This is a genomic window from Mycoplasma tauri (assembly GCF_016925555.1).
GTDB classification, from domain to species: domain Bacteria; phylum Bacillota_I; class Bacilli_A; order Mycoplasmatales; family Metamycoplasmataceae; genus Mycoplasmopsis; species Mycoplasmopsis tauri.
Map to the genome: position 1 here is coordinate 175597 of NZ_CP070479.1, position 17266 is coordinate 192862.

10 protein-coding genes, 1 tRNA gene and 1 rRNA gene are annotated in these 17266 nt (G+C 25.6%); 6 read left to right on the forward strand and 6 right to left on the reverse strand.

Features of this window, described 5'->3' with window-relative positions:
* Positions 1 to 5: 5 nt before the first annotated feature.
* Positions 6 to 1196 carry a phosphopentomutase gene (locus JS510_RS00850; protein ID WP_205517490.1) on the reverse strand — a complete coding sequence of 397 codons (1191 nt, stop codon included), beginning with the start codon at positions 1194 to 1196 and terminating at the stop codon, positions 6 to 8.
* A gap of 172 nt (positions 1197 to 1368) precedes the next feature.
* Here JS510_RS00850 and JS510_RS00855 point away from each other — a divergent pair, with 172 nt between their 5' ends.
* Positions 1369 to 3579, forward strand: coding sequence for an MIP family Ig-specific serine endopeptidase (locus JS510_RS00855; protein WP_205517491.1), 2211 nt, complete (start codon positions 1369 to 1371; stop codon positions 3577 to 3579).
* A 104-nt stretch (positions 3580 to 3683) separates the two neighbouring features.
* Here the strand turns inward: JS510_RS00855 and JS510_RS00860 are convergent.
* A tRNA-Leu gene (locus tag JS510_RS00860) sits at positions 3684 to 3768 on the reverse strand.
* Between the two features lie 179 nt (positions 3769 to 3947).
* Between JS510_RS00860 and JS510_RS00865 the strand changes: the two genes are divergently transcribed.
* Positions 3948 to 5318 carry a flagellar basal body-associated FliL family protein gene (locus tag JS510_RS00865; protein ID WP_205517492.1) on the forward strand — a complete coding sequence of 457 codons (1371 nt, stop codon included), beginning with the start codon at positions 3948 to 3950 and terminating at the stop codon, positions 5316 to 5318.
* Between the two features lie 210 nt (positions 5319 to 5528).
* On the opposite strand, the gene JS510_RS00870 is transcribed toward JS510_RS00865, so the two are convergent.
* On the reverse strand, positions 5529 to 6563 hold the full coding sequence (locus JS510_RS00870) for an MAG3090 family protein (RefSeq protein WP_205517493.1): 1035 nt from the start codon (positions 6561 to 6563) through the stop codon (positions 5529 to 5531).
* 406 nt (positions 6564 to 6969) lie between these two features.
* On the opposite strand from JS510_RS00870, the gene rrf reads away from it, so the two are divergent.
* From rrf to JS510_RS00885, 3 genes are all read left to right on the forward strand, one after another.
* Positions 6970 to 7075 (forward strand): 5S ribosomal RNA (gene rrf / locus JS510_RS00875).
* Between the two features lie 371 nt (positions 7076 to 7446).
* Positions 7447 to 8967, forward strand: coding sequence for an LppA-related lipoprotein (locus JS510_RS00880; protein ID WP_205517494.1), 1521 nt, complete (start codon positions 7447 to 7449; stop codon positions 8965 to 8967).
* A gap of 265 nt (positions 8968 to 9232) precedes the next feature.
* Positions 9233 to 9928: a DUF3800 domain-containing protein gene (locus JS510_RS00885; protein WP_205517495.1), complete on the forward strand. Its 696-nt coding sequence runs from the start codon at positions 9233 to 9235 to the stop codon at positions 9926 to 9928.
* 275 nt (positions 9929 to 10203) lie between these two features.
* On the opposite strand, the gene JS510_RS00890 is transcribed toward JS510_RS00885, so the two are convergent.
* The 3 genes from JS510_RS00890 to JS510_RS00900 are packed head-to-tail and all read right to left on the reverse strand — an operon-like array spanning position 10204 to position 14358.
* On the reverse strand, positions 10204 to 12636 hold the full coding sequence (locus JS510_RS00890) for a DEAD/DEAH box helicase family protein (protein WP_205517496.1): 2433 nt from the start codon (positions 12634 to 12636) through the stop codon (positions 10204 to 10206).
* Positions 12636 to 13979: a site-specific DNA-methyltransferase gene (locus JS510_RS00895; protein WP_332873707.1), complete on the reverse strand. Its 1344-nt coding sequence runs from the start codon at positions 13977 to 13979 to the stop codon at positions 12636 to 12638. Before JS510_RS00895 ends, JS510_RS00890 begins: the two co-directional genes overlap by 1 nt.
* Before the next feature lie 7 nt (positions 13980 to 13986).
* Positions 13987 to 14358, reverse strand: coding sequence for a type III restriction endonuclease subunit M (locus JS510_RS00900; RefSeq protein ID WP_205517497.1), 372 nt, complete (start codon positions 14356 to 14358; stop codon positions 13987 to 13989).
* A gap of 281 nt (positions 14359 to 14639) precedes the next feature.
* Here JS510_RS00900 and JS510_RS00905 point away from each other — a divergent pair, with 281 nt between their 5' ends.
* Positions 14640 to 17105, forward strand: a complete 2466-nt coding sequence (locus tag JS510_RS00905; protein WP_205517498.1) for an MAG6410 family transglutaminase-related lipoprotein — start codon at positions 14640 to 14642, stop codon at positions 17103 to 17105.
* Positions 17106 to 17266 lie beyond the last annotated feature (161 nt).

A 17266-nucleotide genomic window follows, 5' to 3' on the forward strand; every position in this document is an offset into this window, starting at 1 on the left:
ATTTTTTAGATTAATTTATCAAAGATGTCTTCTCCAGTTAGTTCAACAGTTTGAACTCCTCAGTTTCTTGCAACAATATTACCTGATGTTCCTAAACCTTTAACATCATTAAGAACTCTTGGATCTTTAAATGATTTTGAATAAATAGTTAATGGCAATAATTCACGTGTATGGTTAAAACCAGGGTATGCTGGATCATTTCCATGATCACTTGTCATAATTAATAAATCATCTTCCTTCATAACTTGGATTAATTTACCAAGTTTAGCATCAAGAGTTGCTATATTTGAGGCAAAACCGTCTACATTTCTTCTATGTCCAAAGTGAGAATCAAATTGAACTAAATTAACAAATACAAATTTATTTTCCGAATCTTCTTGAGCCAATTCGATAGCTTTATCCATTCCATCAGCATCACCATCAGAATGAATTGATCTTGATATACCTTGGCCAACAAAAATGTCATTTATTTTACCAATACCAATAACTTCAACTCCGGCATCTTGTAATTTGTTAAGAATCATTGGTTCAGGTTGATTAGCATAATCGTGTCTATTAAATGTTCTTGTAAATTTTCCTTTTTCATCACCAACAAAAGGACGAACTATTATACGACCAACATTTCATTCAGGTTTTGATGAGCAAATTCTTCTAGCCTCTTTACCATATCTATATAAATTTTCTAAACCTATTCACTCTTCATGAGCCGCAATTTGAAGTACTGAGTCATTTGAAGTATAAACTATTAATGATCCATTTTGTTTTTGTTCTTCAGCATATTCATCAATAACTTCAGTACCAGAGCCTGCTCTATTACATACAATTTTTCTGCCATCAAATGCTTTTTCTAATTCAGCAATTAAATCATCTGGAAAGCCCGTTTCAGTGAATGTTGGAAATGGAACGTCAGTTTTAATACCCATCATTTCTCAGTGCCCTGCTAATGTGTCTTTTGCATTTGATACTTCTTGTATTCTTGAAACATATGCAAGAGGGCTTTTAACATGGTAATTTCCTTCCAATTGAGCAACATTACCAATACCAAGTTTTTTTCATGTATCAATGAAAAACATTGAGCTTAATGATGCTGAATAAATTGTGTTTGCACCTGCGTCGCCGAATCTTTTTTGGTCTTTATCAGGTCCAATTCCAAGGCCATCAGTTACAATCATAAAAACTCTTTTAAATTTTGCCATTTTTATCTCCTATTTAGTTAATTAAGTTTACAAATATTGATATTAGAATTTATATTTTTATTATAAATCAATAATATAATTATGACATTGAAAAATATTAATATAGTTGTTTTTTTAAATTAAAATAATTATAGAGATAATTAATATTAAATTAATTTATTTTGAGGTAAAAATGAGAAAAAAATTAGCTTTATTCGTGCAATTAACTACAGCATTCCCTTTATTGTTATCGAGTTGTAGTCAAAAAGATAAAAAAGCAGATGACAAAAAAATAGATGATTCAAAAAAAACTGAAAAAACTCCAAAAGAGCGCCTTGAAACTTGTTTAAATGAGTTATATAGTCTTTTTGAAAAGTTGCTGCCAAACTATAAAGAACAATTTAAAGAGCAAATTGAAAGTTTAAAATTACACACAAAAAATAAATTGTCAGATGAACAATATGAATTTTTAATAAAAAAAATAGAACAAATTAAAAAACAATTTGAGAATATCTTAATAGTAAGCAATCAAAGTAATATAGAAGGTGAAGAAGATGGCCAAGATAATTTATCAAATAAAAAAACAATTTTGGAATATACAACAGATTTACTAGATATTTACAATACTCTTTTAGAAAAGATTATTAATGATCAAAAATATTTAAGACCAATAGTTAACGAAATTGAAAATATATTAAAATCATTTGATGAAGCTGATTTTGGAAAGTCTCAAGAAGATCTTGCTTATTTTATGATTAAAATTTATGAATATGTAAAATCTGATGATGAATATAATAAATTTATTTTAGAAATGTCACAAAAGGCAGCACAATTAGGGAATCCATTAGAATCTATTTTAAATTTACAAGATTCTGTGAATAATCTTAAGGAATCTAGTAAAAAAATAAAGATGACTTTTGAAAAATGATTAAATGAAGCTAATAAAAAACTAAATATTTATCAACCTCAACCAGATAATTTTCCTGGATTTATACCCCCAAATTTTCCTAAAAGCACTAATTCACATGAATATCCATCATTTGCTTCTAAATTTGAAAAGGTAGATGAAAAGATATTATATAAAGAAATTTTTGATAGGACATTCTCAGTTAAATTTTTAACAAAATTAAAAAATGGAGACATGCTAAGTAATGGTTCAGGAACAACATGACTACTTGACTATTATAAGTATAAACAAGGCAAAAAATATAAATTGTTCTTTGCTACAAACTTACATGTAATGTCAAATTTAAGCAATACACTACCTGAAGAATTAAATAAAAAATTAAATTATGTAGATCCATCAGGCAATCAAGCAATTGGAATTGCAATAGGTAAAGCAAAATCATCAGAGAACATAAGCGAACCACAAGTAAATAATACTGCTCATTCTGTTGCGCATAAAAACAATTGAGCTGTAAATTATTATGCAAACTCTAATGATTTTGTTAAATATGAAAGTAATCACACAACTAAATTTTCAGAAGCTATATCAGCTCCAAAATTAGTATTTGCTGCTTTTGATTTTATGAATGATGAAGCAGTTGCAAAATATAATCAAAAATTAATTATGGAAGCAAAAGCAATAAAAGAATCTAAGATTAAAAATGGTAATTTTGAATCTTATAAAGATGCTTGAGATCATTTTGATAAAAATCAAGAAGTTCCTTTTATGGTAGATTTTGGAGTTTTTGAAATCGATGTTGATTTAGATAAAGCAGATGAAACTTTAAAAAAATGACTATCTGATGCAATAAATGGCTTAGATAGGTATCTTGATAGATTAAACAAAACAAAGGAATTGCCAAATCAAGATAAAAATATTTCAAAATATATGCTTACAAAAGATTATATTTCTGCATTCCATAACAAAGATTCAAGTGAAAAAAATCTAACTAATACATGAAATATTTATGTTGGTGGATATCCTGCCGATAATAATAATCCTGTTTGAGCTAGAAACAACCCAATTGAAAGATATTCAGCAACTGAAAAGTCTTATACTAGGGGTGCTGAATCAAATGAAAAAACATTTTCATTTGCAACCAACGATGCTGAAGCAAAAGTTGGCGAAGATGTTATTAATTTTTCAATCTTTGATACATACTTTAATAGGGTGATGGCATCATGATATGGTTTTCATTATAATATTAAGTTTTCATCCCTTTATTATGGGGCATCCGGTTCATTAGCTTATAATGAATTCGGACAAATGATTGGGATCTATGATTCTGTAAATTCTAATATTTCTCCTGGAAATTTATTAGGTTATGGAGGTATTGCACCATTTATTCAATCTGATGATATTGAAAATGCTGGCGGTATAGTTTTTGCATATAACCTTATAGATGGATCAAATAAAGATAAATTTAAGAAACAAAAAAATCATTTAGAGAAAATTTAAGAGAGATTTATCCAACTGGTTTTGAAGATGGAATAAAAACAACTAAGTTGTTTGAACAAGGTTTTTAAAATAAAAAAATAACGGCTTCGGTCGTTATTTTTATCTGGTGCCCGAGACAGGACTTGAACCTGCATGAGTTGCCTCACTAGATCCTTAGTCTAGCGTGTCTGCCAATTCCACCACTCGGGCAAAAATTTAATAATTATAATTATATAATGAAAATTAAACAAAAATATTATTTTTAAATATATATTCTTTTTTTGTGTATTTTTTCCACTATTAATTAGCTTTTATTTGTATAAAAATGTAAATTTATGAATTTGTTATTATCACTTTGAATTTATAGTTGCAAAATGATAAGAGGAATTATGAATGAAAATATGAATAATGGAAAAGAAAGAAAAAATAAAAGAAAATTTTTAATAATAGGAATTTCCATAGGTCTTGGAGTTGTTTTATTGTCTTCTATTGGATTGATTTCCCATGTAGTTTTAAAAAATAAGAGACAAAGTTCATTACAAGAACAATCAACTAACCAATTACCAAAACAATCAGCTTTGCCAGAAAAAAATAATAAACAAAAAAGTAATGGGAAAGTGCAATCAAATCCAAATACTTCAAAAGAAAAGGACATAAATTCTACTAATACTGTTGATGCAGAAAAAAATGAATTAGATAAGAAAACAAGTGATGCACAAGTTGAAAAAAATGAATTTTCAGCAGAAAATTTATACGAAATGCTCCATAAAATAGATGATTTAGTAAAATCAGAAAATTTTAAAAAAATATATAGTGTTTTTTCAGAAGAAAACAACTCTTATTACTACATGAAAGATTTGAGTAAATCAACAAATTACTTTTTTGAAGTTCAAGGAGAAGTAGATCATGATTTTATTAATAACAAAATTAAAAGCCCAGATGTAGAAATTACTCATGGAGAACTAGATAAATATAGAAAAGAAGAAAATACATTTTTTGGTGATGTTTCATGAATGCTAGAGAGTGGACATGTAGTTAAGACAATAGAACCAGTTGACTCTAGTGATGCTAAATATGGCAAACACTTTATATATAAACAATATGCAAGTATGTATGGTGTTCTTAATGGATTAAAAGATTTTATTAGTGCAAATTTAAATGATTATAATGAAAATCATTTTTCCACTAAGCCAGAAAACATTAAAACGCTTGCTGAATATTTGAAAATGAGCAAAGAAGAATTTGTTAAATTAGAACAAGGACAGTTAAAATTAATTTATTCATATTTTAAGAAAAAAGGGAAGAAGTGTTTGGAATTTTATGAATATGCAAACTCATTAATGCCAGAATTGCTTAAAGAATTAAAAGAAAATAAATCAAGTAACAAGGTTTATGAATATAAGTTGAAATTTGAAACAATTATAGAAGATGTTTTATTTTCTATAGCAGTATTTAACCAATATTTAAATATTTTTGAAAATGAAAATAATAATAGCAATACATTAAAACCAATTTTAGATTCGATTTATAAAAAGCATTTAATTGATAAAATAAGCCATAAATTAGTTATTTTAGACAAATATTTTAAAAATGAAAAATTTATTCAAAAATCAAGTGAGTTTAAAAACAATAAAAATATTTATAATGATTCACCCATTGCTGATATTGAAGAATATCAAGGTAATTACAGAGTTTGAAAAACTGAAATAGGCATCAAAAATGAAGAAGATTATTCTGAATTGAATAAAGCTGAAATTTAAAATTTAATTACTTTTAACACAAGAGTTAATAAGGTACTAGATTTTGTTAGAAGGCTAGATAAATATATAGATGCTGAACCAAGTTTTAAAACAATTCGTGTTGAAGGATATGAAGAAATTAATTAATAAAATTTAATATATTATGAAATTCTAAATAATTAAAAAACAAGTCAAAATGTTAGAATGCAACTATCTGACTTGTTTTTTTAGTTATTTAAGTTTCATTTTTTCTAATATTGGATTAAAGTCTACTACATTAAAATAGTGAAGTAAGAAGCAAGTTAGAGCAGTTAATCCTAAAATTATAATAATTAAAAAAATGGTTATTAGTGCTACAGTAACAGGACGTTTTTTTGTTTTTTTGTTCTTTTTAGTATTTGTTATTTCTACAGATTGACTATTAGCCATTACAAATGAATCATTTGAAACTTGAGCATTTACGATTGAATCAGTATTTTGTGTTTCATTTTCATCCAGGGTATTAAGTAAGGAATTTTCGTCATTTGAAGGTTTAGAAAAAACAGTTTCATCTTTTGTTATTTCACCATTTTTTTCTTTGTTTGTTTCTTCTCTTATTGCGGTTTGTGTAGAATTTTTGTTCTGATATATATTTTCTTGTTTTATTGGATCATTAATTTCTTTTACTTTTTTATCATTAGAAACAATTGAAGAAACATTTATAAGATTTACCGATCCGCTGTCATATTTGTTATTCAGTGTTCTAGCAACTTCAACTCTAGTGTATTTATCTGTATTAGCTAGACCACTATTTTGTATTTGAAATATTTTATCTTTTGCCTCATTATTTAAATATTCATCTTTTGTTCTCTTTTTTATCTCATATTTTGGTTCAAAATATGACATTGGATTAGCATGAAAAATAAAAATTAAATCTTTATTAATTTTTTCAATTTCAGCATCTGTTTTAAGTTTTGAAAATTTTAATGGATCAATACCGAAATCTGAACAAATAGATGTATAGTCAACTCCATTTTCAAATCCATATGATTGAGCTATAAAAATAAATCTATTATTTCTATCCTTATCTTTAAAATAAGCGATTTGGCCTATTAATTCATTTTTTTTATTTGTGAAAAGTATTAATGTTTCAATTTTAAAACTTATATATCAATTAAATGCATCTAATTGTGACTTAAATTCTGCTATTATGGAATCTTTTTTTGGATGTTTCAATATTCACGGGAACTTTGATTGACTGTTATAACATATAACTACTTTTTTCATAATAATCCTCCAATATAGTGTAAAAATTACTTATACTTATTAATTAATTATATTATTTTAATATTAATAATTAAATATATAAAAGATAGCAAATTTTGATTTTTAATTCTATAGAATAAAATGATTTGTTATTTATAGTATCTGTTAATTTTTATTAGTTTAAAAAATATATTTTTTATGAAATAAATAGTAAAAAACTATATTATTTAATTATTAATTTTGCTTGTATTTGTTTAATTTTATTTATTTAGATTTAATTCAATATAAGTATTTAAGCTACAAATATATTATTAATATTTTCTTTTTTATTCAACAACAATTTTCGTAATTAAAATTAATTTTTAATTAGTTTTAAAAATTTTTTAAAAAATTATTTTGCAAAAAATTTTTTTAATGTATCATATTTACAAGTGGTTATAGCGTGGGGGATCACCTGATACCATTCCGAACTCAGTAGTTAAGCCCCATAGTGCCGAAGATACCAGAGATGGGAAAATAGGGAGCTGCTTTTTTTATTACTTTTTATTTATTAAAAAAGGCAGCAAAATAATGAAGTGGGTATCTGCTTCTTTTTTTGTTTTAAATGATTTTAATTAATTGATATAACAAATATTTAATTAATAAGCTTGAATTTATATTAATTTAGTAATAATTATTTTTTTGATTCTCATTAAATAACTTAATATTTTTTATTTTAAATCTATTTTTATTATAAATTTCTTGCATATTTATTACTTGTTATTATTGATAATAATATTTAATATTAATAATAATAAATTGCCTGTTTACAATTTATATTCTTTTCTTTTTTGTTTATTAAACTCTTAGAAATTCATAAAATAAAGTATTTTTGTGATTTTTATTTTAGTGTAACATTTGGTTTATGAAAAAATTAAGATTTTTATTGCCGACATTATATCCTTTTGCCTTATTTTCAGTTTCTTGTGTTCAACAACAAGCTAAAAATAATTCAGAAGATAAGAAAAATGATGTTATAAATAAAGAAAATAATGACTCGATAAGAGACACATCAAAAGAAAAGGATACAATAAAAACAGGCAATAGTGCAGAAACAGAAGAACCTGCGCAACAAGAAAAAAATAATGAACAAAGTCAATCAATAGATAATCAAAAACAGTCTAGTTCTCAAAATTCAGATTCAAATCTGTTTAATGATTTAAACTCTATTGAGAAAAACATAACAATTTCAATTCCTTTTTATAAGAATAAAGATGCAAAAAGTTCTTGAGCAGTGCTTAAAAATAACATAAACGAATTAATTCCTTTATTAGGTTTAAATCAGGACATTAATTCAAAATATAGTATCGAATATGCTAATGATAATAATCCAAATGTTGATAATAATGCTGGTAAAATTATAAATATTGGCGTTAAGTTTTCACATAATAATCAAAGTCAAGTATTGTATTTTAATTTAAATGGCTTTTATTTACAAAAAAATAATTTACCAAAAAATAATAAAAATGACTACCTTAAGGCAAAAGTAGATCTTCCAATGTCTGTAAAGGGCTTATATCCTTCATTAATTGCTCATATGTTATTGTATGCAGAAGATCCAAATAAGTACAATCAAAAACAAGTTAACTCTAGTGGTAAATATTTAATAAATTTTGAACAACTTCAAAATAAAAATAATGATTTATTTTATGAGCAAGTAGCTTCATTAAATATTTCACTTAAGGAAGCATTTTTTGAATATAATGAAAATTTCAACAATAAATACATGACAAAAGTTGTTGCAACAAAATTTAATGATATTGAAGGCACGCTTGGTATAAAAATTCAAATAACAAACACAGAAGATGGTCCACGAAACGAACCTGAATTAGCTATTGAATTTGAATTTAATGGTTTAAGAAAAATTGATCTAAATAATGGTAATAATAATGTTATTGGTTTTAACATTTTGCCAACTGATTTAGTAAATTTAATAAACAAAAAAGATCCTATTAAAAAAGTAATTAAAGATAATTATAATAGTCTAAACCAACCAATAGATTTAATTAGAAATTTGGATGATTTTAACTATAAATCACTAATAAATGAATTAAATAAAATCATGAATGTAAGTATCTTAGACAACGAATTAAATACTTATCGTTTTACTAAAGGTAGTGAAAAAATCAGTTCTTTTGAAGGTTTACAACAAAAATTTGGTTTATATCCTTTTTACACACGCTTTAATGATGTTATTAAAAATGTACGTTTAGAAATAACACAAGAAGATGAAAATAAAAATGCACAAATATATTTTGACGTTGAATTACCTATATTTATGCAAAGTTCATACACAGATTTATCTGATAATGAAGCTACAGGTAAGTCAATTACAATAAATGTAAAATCAAAATTTAACTTAAATAAGATTAATAATATAACCTAATGTTGTTTTTGTTTCCTATTTTTTTAATGAGCTATTTACAAGTGAATTTAAATTTGTTACTGTTTTAACAGTACTTACAAATGTGGCGCATTTTACTTTAGGAATTTATATTTATTAATTTAGAACTATTTCATGGTAAAATATAGTTGCAGGTATTAATACGCTGTATACTCATGGTATCGAATTAACGTTTAAGCGATTTGTAAAATCGTCGACCATGAGGGCCGCTTTTAGCGGCTTTTTTAATCTTAAAAGGAGCTAAATAGTGGATATTTACGTTTATTCCGATGAATCAGGAGTTTTTGGCAAAAAACATAACGATTTCTTTGTATTTGCCGGTTTTATATTCATAGGTAAAAAGAGTAAAGACGAGAAATCAAGAATGTATAAAAAAGCTGAAGATTCACTTAAAAAAATTGAGTCAATTAAACCTGATCAAGAAGTAAAAGCTTCTAAGATATCAATAAAAGGCAAGAATAAGCTTTTTCGTTCGCTTAATAATTTCTACAAATTTGGCATTGTCATAACACAAAAAGAATTACTAGATCAAATATTCACTAATAAAAAAGATAAACAAAGATATCTTGATTTTGCATATAAAATTGCTGTTAAAAGAGCTTTCCAGCAGTTAATTAGAAAAAAGATAATTTTTTCTGATGAAGTAGAAAATATTCATTTTTTTATCGACGAACATACAACAGCTACAAATGGACGATATGAACTAAAAGAAGCTCTTGAAAGTGAATTCAAACGGGGTACTTACAATGCCAATTGGAATAAGTATCATGAACCAATTTTTTATTCTTTAAAAGATGTAAAACTAGAATTTTGCAACTCAAAATCTAAATTGCTAGTAAGAGCTTCTGATATAATAGCAAACAAGATTTTCTATCTTGTAAACAATAATAAATTTGAAGAAATAAGTAGAATAAATAACTTATTTTTTTGTAAATTGCCATAATAAAAATAATTTAATCCTGCTATAAGATAATATAATTATTTACCCAGGTTGTACAGTATATTGATGTATTTTGAATTTTATAATTTAAATATAAAAGGAATCTACTATTTTTATATTTATACAAGAAATAAAGAAAATAAATTATTAAAAAATGTAAACAAAAATAACGTAAGCATCTATAAATTAGATTTTTACGTTATTTTTTAATTGAGAATGTTCATTTGAAACATACATTATCACGTATTAAAATTTTTGTTTAAAATTCAATAATTTAATTACCTTTTTAATATATCTTCAATGAAGAAACTAGCATTATCATAAGAATTATATTTATTTGGATTACTTACAATATCTCTTTGAAAGTCTAGTGGTATTTCAATGTTAATTTTTTTGTTAAATTCCTTATTTGAGCTAGCACCAATTAAATAATAATTTTCATCATTATTGTCGCTTTTAACAAAGCAAACTGCAATGCTAAATTCAGTATTTGATACATTATCAAAAAGTTTATATTCATCACTTTGTTTTCAATCGTTTATATATTTTTTATAAGATTCAATAAGTTTAATCGTTTTATCTGGGTTATAGTCATTAATGCTCTTAACTTCAATATATAAATAATGTTTGACGTTATTATGCTTATCTATTTCAAAGATAAAATCAGGGTATGAACTTAGAATATCTGAATTATTATCAAAATATTCAAATGATATATTGCTTAACAGTGGATTTTTAGTTCATAATCGAACATTATTGTTATCATTACGATTCAAAAAATCTCTTATGCCTTTTACAAAAGCAATTTCAGACTTAGAATCAAAATAATATTTATTTTCATCGGAATCAATTGGAATATAAGCATATTTGATTTTATTTGGGTTTTTAAAAGTAATATTGTTATCTTTATTATTTTCGGAAATAGTTACAAAACTTTTATCGGGTAAATTTTTGCTTTCTTTAATTTGGTAAATTCTATTTTCTTTAGAAAAACTATCCAGCTTTTCTAAACAATTATTATAAATTTGTTTAATATTAGCTAAATATTTTTTAATAATTATGTAATAAAACATATTTTTATCAATTAAATGTTCACCGCTTTGTTCATCAAGTGTTAATTGATGCATATTATTTAATAATTCATTAGGCAAATATTTTCTTAAATTTTTTAACTGACCTTTAACAAACAATTCAAGCTCAATTGAATTGGTTATTTTAGTGTCAATTTTTACTTTATCACCATAAATTGAAGTTTTGCCATCTAAAAATTGGTATTTTTTATAGTCTTCAAAATATTTTTGTTGTTGTTCTAAAAAGCGATTTTTATCAAAAATATTACGAATAATTTGGTCAGCATATTCCTTACGATTTAATTGTTTTTTAATTACATCAGTATTTATTTTTCCATAAACAAATTTAGTATTTTTGTATTGTTCATTTAGTTGATATTCAACTCTTGATTTAGTTACTTCTTGATGATTTGAATAAATAAAATATGAGTTAGCAATTGAATTTTCATCAAAGTTAATTTTTTCCATAGGGATAGGCACACGACGAATTCGACCAATAGTTTGAATTGATAAAACTTTTGATGCAACATTCCTTAATTGCACAAGCATACAAGCTCTTGGGATGTTTCAACCAGTTGCTGGTCCTATTTTAAATAAAATTACATCGTAATTTGAACCATTACGTGATATTTCTTTAAGCGACACTTTAGAATCGCTATCAATTAATTTATTGGAAGTAATTTTGTCGTTTGAGAAATATTTAATTCAACTTAAGTTGTGTTTTTCAAGTATCTTAATTAAATCATTAATATAATTTTGAAATTCTTCACTTTGTTCTTTCTTTTCACTGTTAACTTGAATAAGCATTGCTGGACGCACATTTAGTGCTTCTTTAATGTTTTGAGCATATTTAAGTTTTACTTCTCTAAATTTTTCACAAGCTATTTCAAGAATTTGAATATCATCAATTTTATCAATATCTATATCATTAATTGATTCATTGAAAACTAGATTGTTTTTAATTAATTTAATATTGTCATTTTCAAATTCTTTTTCATCAATAGAAACTAGATTTTGATTATTGTCAGGAGTAGCAGTCATTTTAACAATGTAGCTTGCAACATTACTTACTTTTGTTTCAAATTTTTCAACATTTGCATCTTTTTTAATTTTTGATTCATTTGAGCCATAATGTGCTTCATCTCTAATGTATATTAAGCGGTAATTTTCGTTTTTTATTTGGTCTAAAAAAGCATCAAATATTCCATGTTCAGTTAAAATTCTATTTTTACCAAATGATGATTTACCAAATATAAATACATTATCAACATCAGCATGTAATTGTGGATCATAATCTCTTTTATTTTGAGTTGCACTTGAACTAGGCGAATCTACTCTTATAACTTGATAATTCGCTTGCAAATCATGTTTATAATCAAGTAAGTTTTGTGCCATCTGATAAGGCAAATCTGCTGATGAAAGAGTAGCAATAATAAAAACTAATTTATGTGGTGAGCCATCATTGCGGTTATTTTCAATCATTCGATGAATAAAATTAGCCATCATAAAGGTTTTACCACTACCAGTAGGCGCTTTAAAATAAACAACTTTTTTGTCTTGGTCTTCATCACTATTTAGAAAATCATTATAACGCTTGATTAATTCACTAACAGCTTGTTCTTGAGTATTTGATAAAATCATTATTCTCCTTTTTTAACTGGTTTAAGCGCTGTTAAAGATACAAGAATATTTTGTTCATCAATATTATTTTCATTAATTTCTTTAATATTAAAATCTTTTAGCATCTGTAAATAAGTTTTTTTAATTAAATCATTTTGCTTACTTGTGATTGATGTGTCAAAATACTGAGTTTTAAATACATTTAGATTGGCTTTAAAAGGTTGATTTTTAATACTTCAATCAAATTTTTCGCCTTTTGTGCCTATTCCATTGTTGATTCGGTAAATTCTTTCATAACAAATATTTGTACCAATGTTGTTTTCATCATTAGTTATAATTGTAAAACTTCTATTTCCGCCATCTTCACGGTTAAGTTCTAAAACAGCATGTGCTGTAGTGCCAGAGCCAGCAAAAAAGTCTAAAATGCGAGCATTTTTGTTATCGCAAACCATATTAATTAAATATTTAAGTAAGTTTTGTGGTTTGGGAAAATCAAAAGCATTTTTATTACCTAGTATATTGGTAATTTCTGTTCCACCTTCGTGTGAGTAAATATTATCAATAATATTTTCATAATCAATAATATTTTCATAAGGTTGACCGGCTTCAATTTTTTCTATTTTGAGTGTTTTGGGGTTGAATTTGACAAATTGATATTGTTTTCTTTTAGCAACTCAGTAGCCTTCAGTATTTTTTTCACATTCAATAAAACCTAACTCATCACCTTTTTTATAGGCTTTATAACCTCAAGTATAACAGGCTGAACGAGGTTTGATAATATTGGAATATAACTTAAATAACGAACCATCTGGTGCCTTAATTTCATAGTCTAGTGTTGGTGAATATTTAAAACTACCTGTTGATGAAGGACGGTGTAAATCTGTCAGTTTATAATATCCTCTTTGTTCAAAATATTCATCTTTAAATTTGTAACGTAATTTGTCTAATTTTTCGGCATCATGTTTAATGTAGTTAAATATTTTATTATTAATATTTTTGGCATAAAGCAATATATATTCAGTGTTTTTGACAATTTTATAATTAAATGTTGTGTTGCCGCCAGGACCTCTTTTTTTAATCCATGCTAAATTAGCTACAAAGTTTTCTTCGCCAAAAATTTCGTCCATTAAGACTTTTAGATAAGCTTGTTCATTGTCATCAATTGAAACAAAGATAACGCCATCATCTTTTAATAGCGAGCGAGCCATTTTTAGTCGCTCATTCATCATATTTAGTCAGCCATTGCGACTAAATTTATCGCGATAAATAAATTTAGATGCTTTTATATCATCTTTTTCACTATAAAATTGATTGCCTTCTTTACTTGATTTATCTGTATTGTATGGAGGGTCAATATAGATAATATCGTAGTTAGCGCTTAGCGCCCCGCTCTCTCTCTCTCTCTCTCTCTCTCTCTAGAACTATTAAATTCTTAAGAACATCATAGTTTTCACCAATGATTAAATTATTGTTTTGTTCTTTTAAATAATCATTAACAAAAGACATTTTTTTGTCTTTTGTTAATAAAGCAACTTGTGTTGCGTCAACACTAGGCGCTGCATCAAAAGTAAAGCCAATTTTAACTTTTTGGATTAAAAGTTGAAATATATTATCCAAATTTTCTTCCTTGGCATTTTCTAAAATTTCAATAATTAAGTTTTTTTGATCTGTATTTAGCAAGCTTTTTGACATATTTTCTATGTCTTTTTTGTATTCTTCTAAGCTTTTTAAACTCTTAGTCATATTTCCTCCATATAATAATTATTTTTTAATAATTATATTTAATAATTTATATGGTTAAATAAAGTATCTCTATAAATTTTAGTTATATTCATTACTAAATTAAAATGCACAAAGTAATAAATATATGTGCTTTTTAGATGTTTTTTGCTATAGAATAAGGACATTAAATAAATGCATATTATTTATAATGATATGAATTATAAGAATGAAACAAAAAATCAATTTTACAAATTCTTAAGGTAAATTTTTTCTGATTTTTATTTTAGTGTTATATTTTGTTTATGAAAAAAATAAGATTTTTGTTGCCAACATTATATTCTTTTGTTTTATTTTCAGTTTCTTGTGTTAAGCAGGAAGCTGAAAATAAAACAAAAGATAAGCAAAATGATTCCCTCATAATTAGTAATGTTTTAAAAGAAACAGATACAATAAAAACAGGCAATAGTGCAGAAGCAAAAAAACCTGCGCAACAAGAAAAAAAGAAAGAACAAAGTCAATCAATAGATAATCAAGAACAGTCGAGTTCTCAAAATTCAGATTTAAATCCTTTTAATGATTTAAACTCTATTGAGAAAAACATAACAATTTCAATTTCTTCTTATAAGAATAAAGATGCAAATAGTTCTTGAGCAGTGCTTAAAAATAATATAAGTGAATTAATTCCTTTATTAGGTTTAAATCAGGACATTAAGTCAAAATATAGCATCAGATATGCTGCTAATAATAATCCAGATGTTGATAATAATGCCGGGACAATTAAAAATATTAGCGTTAAATTTTCACATAATAACCAAAGCAGCGTATTGTATTTTAATTTAAATGGCTTTTATTTACAAAATAAAAGCTTGCCAAAAAATAATAAAAATAATCATAAATTAAGTAAAATTAACTACCCAAGTCAGAAAAGTGAATCTTTTGAAGAGAGAAAACTTGATAATAACAAAATCCAAGAAATGATTTTAAGTACCAAAAATACGACTCCCAACTTTTATTCGCACATTGATTATCAAATTACAAATGTTAACAAACCTTTAAATTCTGTGTCAAAAACTGACAATAAAATAAAACTTGAACTTCTTGATAAAAATCAAAAACCTGTATCTGGTGTAAAATGATTTTTGCGAACTTATTATCCACAAGACGCAGTTTATAGTGCTGGTCAAGGGCTTGAAGATGCATTAGTTAAGTTAGATGAAGACGGAACAGTAACTGCAAAAGAGCATACTGGAGAAAATAAATCTGCAGAAATATGAGCTGAATATAAAGGTTATTTATTTCGTAGAGACATTATGATATTAAATAAAACCCACTCAGATTATGATGTTCAAGAAGAAGAGGCAAGAGAAAAAGCTATTGAAGTTGCTAAGGATTGACACAATTTATCAAACTATCAAAAAGCTCTTAAAGCATATGATTGAATAACTAAAAATATTGCTTATCAAGAGAGAGGACCTAGAGTTGATCAAACTGCGTATTCAGCAATCATAGAAAAAAGAACAGTATGTACGGGTTACACATTAGCATTTAAAATGTTTATGGATATTCTTGGGGTTCCTTGCTCAACTATCCAAGGCAATGTAAGAGATCCAAATTTCGCAGATGATAAGCATATTTGAAACTTAGTTGAACTTGATGATGGTTGATATCATGTGGATGCGACTTGAGGCATTGACAGAAATAAATTGGGCAATAATAACTACTATTACTTTTTAATAGGTAATGATGACATTAGTCTAAATAGAGATTTTATTAAACCTAGTGAAAAAATTATGGGTAAAAAATATCTTTTTTCAAAAATAGATAATTATATTAGTGACCTTAAACAAGCACAAAAAGTAATTGAAATAGCTAAATTAGAAAGACCGGATGATGAGGGGATAGTTCTACAAACCGACTTAAAATTTAACGATTCTAGAAAACTTACCGACCTTGTGTCTAAAAGCATTGATGAACAAGGATATTTAAAAGGCGGCCCATATATAAATGAATATATGAACATGAGAAAGTATTCATATTTATCTTTAGATAAAATTTCAGCTAAAAATAAAACAAATATTGATTTAATGCTATCTGCGGAGCCAAACGGTAAGTTTATTAAAATTGATAACTTAGACAACATTGAATTATCTATTGAAAATATTGATGTAAAAGGTGCTTTTATTAAAGATGTAGTAAAAAAAGACTCTTCATATTTTGTTAGTTTAATTAATTTTGATAATACAGGGGATTGCATAGTAGCAATTAGAGTTTTTAAAGATGGCTACAAATTTAAATTAAATCAAGACAAGTTCAAATTTGTTGTCCAAAAACACAGTAAACCAGAAGCATATTTAGAAACATATAATAGTGATTCAGGTATACTGAAGGGCATTGACAATTCAATGCAGTATCGCATTTTTGGTACTGAGTGAAAAGATGTAAACTCAAACGAAATTTTGTTAAAAGGCATTGGAACCAAACAAATCTTAGTTAGAAGAAAAGCAACTGCTGATAAAGAAGCTTCTGATATTCAATTCATTTATCCTAAAAAGCAAAAAGATATTAATTTTATTGTTAAAGCTTACAATAATGAAATTATTGGAGTTGACCAAACTATGCAATATCGTCTTAAAGATTCTAACGATTGGATTAACATAAATACTTTAAGATTAAAAAATCTTTCAGATGGCATTTATGAAATTAGAGTTAAGCCCCAAATAAATGTTTTAGCTTCTGATTATCAAGAAGTAAAAATATCACGCAATTAGTAGTTACTAAACACATATGTCAAATTTTGATTTATGTGCGAAGACGATAAACTCAAGTGCAACATATGCACTTGGTTTTTTGTTTTATAATCAAAATTAAATAACTTATTTTTTGTAAAATGCTCTGATAATAAATATAAAAAAAGCGTTTTTAAAAACAC